General features: G+C 52.4%; 3 protein-coding genes. 1 reads left to right on the plus strand and 2 read right to left on the minus strand.

Annotated elements, in window-relative coordinates:
• Nucleotides 1-197: 197 nt before the first annotated feature.
• Nucleotides 198-2,993, plus strand: a complete 2,796-nt coding sequence (locus B2Y11_RS01455) for a heavy metal translocating P-type ATPase (RefSeq protein WP_291055223.1) — start codon at nt 198-200, stop codon at nt 2,991-2,993.
• A 446-nt stretch (nt 2,994-3,439) separates the two neighbouring features.
• On the opposite strand, the gene B2Y11_RS01460 is transcribed toward B2Y11_RS01455, so the two are convergent.
• Both B2Y11_RS01460 and B2Y11_RS01465 read right to left on the minus strand, forming a co-directional pair.
• On the minus strand, nt 3,440-4,771 hold the full coding sequence (locus B2Y11_RS01460) for a uracil-xanthine permease family protein (protein WP_291055226.1): 1,332 nt from the start codon (nt 4,769-4,771) through the stop codon (nt 3,440-3,442).
• 10 nt (nt 4,772-4,781) lie between these two features.
• Entirely contained in the window at nt 4,782-5,357 is a 576-nt protein-coding gene (locus B2Y11_RS01465; RefSeq protein WP_297026621.1) for a xanthine phosphoribosyltransferase, read from the minus strand.
• Between the last annotated feature and the right edge of the window lie 198 nt (nt 5,358-5,555).

Below are 5,555 nucleotides of genomic sequence, written 5' to 3' on the forward strand. Positions count from 1 at the left end.
CTGACCGGCTGCGGTCGAAATGACAGTGAGGTGAAGTGGCAGCTGTGTCATTTCTGTATTTTTTCACAGCCCCTTTTTATTTTCTCCCTTTCTCCACTTGAAATTTTAAAGTGTTTTTCATAATCGGTTTACTCCATATATCGGCAATGCTAAAATCTAATTATGAAAAACCATATTTCTGCAAGGAGGAAATTATCATGAATAAACAGGAAGAAGCAGTACACGCCCACAACTGCGGCTGCTGCCACTGCCACCACCATCATCATGGGGAAAGTCATATCCATGAAGATGATTCCGGAAGCGACACTGAGGAAGACCACCATCACGGATGCTGCGGTCATCATCATGATCATAACCATCACCATGAGGAGCCTCTTCCCCACGATCATTCCCATGATCCGGAAATGGCAAGGTATGTGAATAACGAAAAGGATATCATGGAAGATGAGAAGGACATTGACGCCGATGAGCGCCGTGCTTTTGGCCATTTCCATGATTTAGGAATCCACCACCGGGAAGGTCATGCATCGGACTGCCACTGCCATGAATGTGTGGAGGAAGAGGACTGCGACATCTGCGGGAAAAGCCTTGACCGCTGCCGCTGCAATTTCCTTGGAAATACGTACCACCGCGCCGTGTACCACATGGAACATCTGGACTGCATGGAATGTGCCGCTAAGATGGAAGGGAAGATTCGGGAAATGCCCTCTGTTTTCTTTGCTTCCATTTCTTTCCGTACCAAGGAGCTCCGCCTTGTTTCCAAAGAGGATCCGGATCAGCTTCTGAAGGAAGTACTGGCAGTATGCAGAAGCGTTGATGAATCGGTGGGCATTGTGCCGCCGGTGGATAGGGCAGCCTACCGGACTGAAACCTATGAAATCCCTACCCTGGACTGCGCTGCCTGCGCGCTGAAACTGGAAAAGCTGATTAACCGTCAGCCCGGCGTTCTCTCCGCTTCCATTTCCTATGCCACGAAAACTATGAAGCTCACGGCAGAGGACCCGGACAGCCTGATTCCCACCCTTACGGAAAAGTGCAATGAGGTGGAGTCTCCTACGGAAATCAGGAAGAAAGTGCGGGCTCCCAAAAAATCCATGGAGGAAAAGGAAAAGCCCCTCCCCTTTTATCGAAAGCTTTTTACCGAAGAAGGACAGCTCCGGATGGGCGGCATTCTCTTTGTGCTGGGCATGGTGCTGCACTACCAGCCCTTTGGCATCCTGTCCCTGCCGGACATGTACGGGAATATTCTTTTCTTTATTTCCTACCTCATTCTTGGCGGGCCCATCCTTTGGACAGCACTGAAGAATGTGAGCCACGGGGAATTCTTTGATGAAACCTTCCTCATGACCATCGCCACCTTAGGCGCCTTCGGCATTCAGGAGTACCCGGAAGCGGTGGGTGTCATGTTCTTCTACCGCATCGGTGAATATCTCCAGGATCTGGCCAGCGGAAAGAGCAGGAAACAGATTATGGACGCCGTAGATCTTCGTCCGGAAGTGGTGCAACGTCTCTCCGGTAATGAAATGGAAACCGTTCCGGCGGAAGAGGCCAGGGTAGGAGACATTCTTCTTATCCGCCCCGGCGACCGTATCCCCCTGGACGGACTCATTGTAGAAGGAAACACGCAGATTGATACCTCCGCCGTTACCGGAGAACCAAAACCGGTGATGGCACCGGCAGGAAGCCATGTGGACTCCGGCTGCGTCAATATGACCGGCACCATCAAACTGCAGGTAACCAAGATACTGGCAGAATCCATGGTCAGCCGCATTCTGGACTCCGTGGAAAATGCAGTGGCCAGCAAGCCGAAAATCGACCGCTTTATTACCCGTTTCTCCCGCATTTATACGCCGGCGGTGGTACTGATTGCCCTTCTTGTAGCAGTGGTTCCTCCCCTCTTCTTCCAGGCGGACTGGGAGAAATGCATTTACACCGCCCTCACCTTCCTCGTCATCTCCTGCCCCTGCGCCCTTGTGATTTCCGTGCCCCTGGCATTCTTTGCAGGCATCGGACGGGCTTCCAAAGAGGGTATCCTCTTTAAAGGCGGCACGGTGATGGAAGTGCTCTCCAAAGTCAAAGCGGCGGTGATGGATAAGACAGGTACCCTGACGGAAGGCAAATTCAAGGTACGCTCCATCCTCCCTGCCCATGGCAAAAAGCAGGAAGAAGTACTTTCCCTGGCTGCGGCCTGTGAAATTTATTCCACCCACCCCATCGGAAAATCCATCATAGAAGCGGCAGGCGAGAAAAAGCTGTCCCTTCCAAAAGTAGAAAATCTCCATGAAACCGCAGGCCTTGGCATGGAAGGCATAATGGAAGGCCTGCCGGTATACGCAGGAAACAGAGCCCTCATGATGAAGGCCGGCGTTTCTGATAAGGAACTGGATGCACTCCCTGCGGAAGGCACGGTGGTATACCTGGCCAAAGGAAAGGAACTCCAGGGCTGTATCGCCATCGCCGATGCCTTGAAAGAAGATGCCATATCCTCTGTGCAGGAAATCAAAGCCTTGGGGGTAACACCGGTCATGCTGACCGGCGATAATCCTGAAAGTGCGGAAAAAGTGGCAGAAAAGGCAGGCATTTCCACAGTCTATGCCGGACTCCTCCCTCAGGATAAACTTTCCATTATGAAAGAAATCCGTGAAAAAGAGGGCTCCGTCCTCTTCGTCGGCGACGGCATCAACGACGCCCCCGTCCTGGCCGGCGCCGACGCAGGCGCCGCCATGGGAAGCGGCGCCGATGCAGCCATTGAAGCGGCGGACCTGGTATTCCTGAACTCCGACGTCAGGGCCATTCCCCAGGCCATTCGCCTGTGCAGGAAAGTACTTTCCACCGCCTGGCAGAACGTAGCCTTTGCCCTTTTTGTAAAAATCGCTGTCATGATCATGGGCCTTCTGGGATACGCCAACATGTGGGTGGCCGTATTCGCCGATACCGGCGTCACCCTCCTCTGCATCCTCTACTCCGTAAGACTTCTTCGGATGAAAATGTGAATGGCAATGAGCTGGTGAACTAGTGGACTAGTGAGCTGGTAAAATAGTCAAATAAAAACAGCTGTGAAAATGATGAAACATTTTTCACAGCTGTTTTTTTGTTATGCAGAATAAAGCCGGACATGGGAAGACCATTGACTCTGTCATTCTGAACGCAGTGAAGAATCTTGGTACGTGTCGTGCATGAGACGATTGGAATTCATGCAGGGGCCTGGTACTTGTTGCGCTCTTCCCGCCGACCGGTATTCTTTAGTGAGCTAGTGTACTAGGGAGCTAGTGTACTAGGGAGCTAGTGTACTAGGGAGCTAGTGTACTAGGGAGCTAGTTGGAGTCAATGTCTACATGTACCAAGATCCTTCGCTGACGCTCAGGATGATGGGTGGGAGGCGAGAAAGTGAAGGATGAAGCACCAGCACACTAGTACACCAGCCCGCTAACCCACTACATCACTCCACTATTTCCGGCCCGTTTTCCTTATCTTCATTCTTATCCTTCGGGAAGACCAGGTTCAGCACCATGGCTACGATGAAGACGACGGCTACGCAGTTGTCGGCGAAGACGCTTCTGAAGAGGTCCGGGAAGATGTGGAAAATCTGGGGTGTCTGGGTGAAGCCCAGGCCGATGGAGAGGGACAGGGCGGCGATGCTCATATTTCTCTGGGAATAGCCGCAGTCACCGAGCATGCGGACGCCGCTGACTACGATGGAGCCGAACATCATAAGTGTGCAGCCGCCAAGAACCGCATTGGGAAGGGAGGCCAGGATGACACCCAAGGCGGGGATGAGACCGGCCAGAATCATGATAAGGGCGCCGCAGCCGATGGCTTTTCGATTCACCACATGGGTCATGGCAATGAGGCCTACGTTCTGGCTGAAGGAGGTGATGGGCATGCAGCCGAAGAGGGAGGACAGGCTGGAAATGAAGCCGTCCACCGCAATGGCGCCGGATACTTCCCTGTTTGTAGGAGTGCGGCCGAAGCCCATGGCTGCCAGGGCGCTGGTGTCCCCCAGCGTTTCAGTGGCAGATACAAGGAAAATCAGGAAAATAGAGAAAATGGCATCAGCATGGAATTCCAGGGGCACCGGCATGATAGCAGGAAGAGAAAGGACTGACACCTGGGTGATTCTGGACAGGTCCACCATGCCGTAGAACCAGGCGGCAATATACCCCACCACCAGACCGAAAAGGACAGAAAGCTGCTTATAGAACGAATGGGCCTTCACATTGAATATCAGGCAGGAAACAAGGGTAATGGAACCTACAATGAGGTATTTCGCATCTCCGAAGTCCGGCGCACCGAAGCCGCCGCCGAAGGAATTGGCTCCGATGGGAAGGAGGGAAAAGCCGATGGCCGTTACTACGGAAGCCAACACGATAGGCGGCACGAATTTCTTCCACCAGGTAGCACCAAGGCCCAGTATCCCTTCCAGGATACCGCCGATTAAAGCAGCCCCCAGCACGGCGCCGTAGCCGTACTTCGTACCGATGACGCAGGCCACAGACACGAAGGTGAAGCTGATACCCATAATAATAGGAAGGCCGCTGCCAAGCCTCCATAAAGGAAACATCTGGAGAAGAGAGCCTATCCCTGCCACAATCATGGCAGACTGCACCAGGGCCCCTGACTCTTCCGGCGACATTTTCACCGCTCCTGCCACAATAAGGATGGGAGCGATATTGGCCACAAACATGGCCAGCACGTGCTGCAGGCCGAAGGGAACGGCCTTCTGAAAGGGAATATCTGCTTTCAGCCGGTAAATGGCATCGTTTTCTTTCATGGTACAGCCCTCAGCGGAAGGAAATGGTGCCGGTGGCAGCATCCATTTTTTCAATAATGGCAAGGGACTTCACGTCCACCCCTTTGCTGCGAAGGGCGTCGCCGCCTCCCTGGAACCCCTTTTCAATGCAGATGCCCACACCTTCCACAATGCCCCCTGCCTGGGAAACCAGGTCCATCAGACCTTCCACAGCACAGCCATTGGCCAGGAAATCGTCCATAATGAGGATATGCTCCCCTTCATTCAGATATTTCTTGGAAACAACCACGTGGTTTACTTTGTTGTGGGTAAAGGATTTGACTTCCGTAGCATACACGTCGGCATCCATGTTGGAACCTGCGGACTTCTTGGCAAAAACGACGGGAACACCGAAATAAATGGCCGTGAGGCAGGCTATACCGATGCCGGAAGCTTCGATGGTCAGAATCTTATCCACCTTTTTTCCGGAAAAAAGCTTCTTGAATTCCTTTCCCAGCTCACTGATGAAAGGTACATCGATCTGGTGATTCAGAAAGCTGTCCACTTTCAATACATTTCCCGGTTTAATCACCCCGTCGGATAAAATTTTCTTCTGTAAAAGATTCAATTCCTCTGCCATTGTTCCTTGTTCCTTTCTCCCTGTGTGGAATAAAAAATATATTTACTTATTTTATCATGGGAAGGCAGGTATTGCAAAAGTAGATTGGGACCGGTAAACGGGTTGGGAACAGAGGGTTCAGAGGGGAAGGTTGACGGCCCCTCGGGCCGAGGGTTCTTAAGGTGTGCGCCAGTTCGGCGTGTATAG

The sequence above is a fragment of the Dialister sp. UBA1703 genome (assembly GCA_002320515.1).
GTDB lineage: Bacteria > Bacillota > Negativicutes > Veillonellales > Dialisteraceae > Dialister.

Excerpts from the sequence above, each read along its gene's own strand:
- B2Y11_RS01455 (WP_291055223.1), top strand. The coding sequence starts at position 198 with ATGAATAAACAGGAAGAAGCAGTACACGCCCACAACTGCGGCTGCTGC.
- B2Y11_RS01460 (WP_291055226.1), bottom strand. The coding sequence starts at position 4,771 with ATGAAAGAAAACGATGCCATTTACCGGCTGAAAGCAGATATTCCCTTT.